Source organism: Rhodovulum sp. PH10 (genome assembly GCF_000293785.1).
Classification (GTDB): domain Bacteria; phylum Pseudomonadota; class Alphaproteobacteria; order Rhizobiales; family Xanthobacteraceae; genus Rhodoplanes.
Genome location: NZ_AKZI01000267.1, coordinates 1 through 1,690 on the forward strand (window position 1 = coordinate 1; position 1,690 = coordinate 1,690).

Annotated in this window: 1 protein-coding gene; it reads right to left on the minus strand. The window is 69.0% G+C overall.

The genetic code is table 11. The annotated features are described in order from the left end of the window. Positions 1-1,516 (minus strand): nitrogenase iron-molybdenum cofactor biosynthesis protein NifE (gene nifE / locus A33M_RS21945; RefSeq protein ID WP_157223628.1); only part of this gene is annotated, 1,516 nt, incomplete at its 3' end. Positions 1,517-1,690: the final 174 nt, after the last annotated feature.

Sequence of the window (1,690 nt, forward strand, 5' to 3'; positions counted from 1 at the left end):
CGTGGCGCGCCCCCGCGTTCCTTTCGGGCGTGGGCTCCCCCTCACCCGCGCGCGATGCGCGCGACCTCTCCCCGGCGGGGAGAGGTGAAGAGGCGTCCGTTGCGGGGAAGCTCACCACCGTCTCGATCAGATTGCCGTCGGCGTCCCACGGCGCCGGGCGACGCACCGCGGCAAAGATCGGGTTGTTCACCTCGAGGTCGATCTGGCGCACCAGCTCGACCATGCCGTCGTAGCCGCCATAGGGGTTCGAGCGCTCCTGATTGATGTCGAGCCACGGCGTCTTCGCCTTGAGCGCGATGAACTGGGTGCGCCCGCCCGACAGCATGATGTCGGCGGCGCCCTCGCTCAGCATGCGATAGAGGTCGCGCTGCGCCATCGATTCGAACATGTGCGCGTCCTCGCGCATCAGAATCTTGATGCGGTCGCGATCCTCGGGGGTCGACTTCTTCACCGAGGTGCCGACCACCTCCATGCCGACCTCCATCAGGGCGGCGACCACCGACCACGACTTCACGCCGCCGGTGTTGACCAGCACCCGCTTGCCGGCGAGCCTTTCACGGAACGGCTCCAGCCGGGCGTAAGCGCGCGCCTCCTCCTCCTCGATCAGCGCCTCGGTGCGGGCGAGCAGATCGTCCGGCGCGCCGCGCGCGACCAGGAGCTTCGCGACCTTGCGCAACGATTCCGAGGTGTCGAGGATGCCGTAGAACGAGCCCTCGAAATACGGGATGCCCCAGCGCTCCTGCATCTGGCGAGCGAGACCGATCAGCGCGGTCGAGCACACCACCATGGTGGCGCGCGCGGTGTGGGCGGCGGCGATGTCGGCGTAGCGCGCGTCACCCGGCACGCAGGTGCGGATGCGGATGCCGAGCTTGTCGAACAGCGGCTTCACCTGCCAGAACTCGCCGGACAGGTTGAACTCGCCGAGGATCACCACGTCGGTCGGCGAGACGTCGTCGGGCTCCACCGTGCCGATCACGTGGTCGAGCAAGGCCTGGCCGGCGATCTTGTTGCCGAGATTCTTCGAGCCGACGAAGCCCGCGCCGTGCACCGGCACCACCGGCAGACCGTATTTCTTCGCGGCGTGCTTGCAGACAGCGTCGATGTCGTCGCCGACCAGCGCGGTGACGCAGGTCGCATAGACGAACACCGCGGCCGGATGGAACCGCTGGGCGATCTCGCGGATCGCCTTGTAGAGCTTCTTCTCGGCCGACCCGGTGACGATGTCGAGCTCGGTCAGGTCGGTGGTGAAGCTGCGCCGCCACAGGTCGGAGCCCGACGAGCCGCAGCCGCGATTGTCCCAGGAATTGCCCTCGCACGCGAGCGGACCGTGGATCAGATGGGCGACGTCGGTGACCGGCTGCAGCGCGATTTTTGCGCCGTCGAAGGCGCAGCCGCCGGCGGCCGCCCCCGGCGTCAGCGGCTTGGAGCAGCCGGCCTTGCGGTCCTTGTCCGACTTGCCGCGATTGGTGGCGCAAGCGGGCTCGTCGAACAGCGCGCGGACCCGGTCCTTCAACATGCGTCTCACCTCCCGGAGTGAGCCGTTGCGGCGACGGACGTCGTCGCCCTGGTCTTCACCTTTCCCCACCCGCGGGGAGAGGTCGAAATCCATGCCCGAGGCAGGGATTTCGGGTGAGGGGCGCTGCGGCTCGAGCCGAACCGCCGTTGCCCCCCCCCCCCCCCCCCCCCCCCC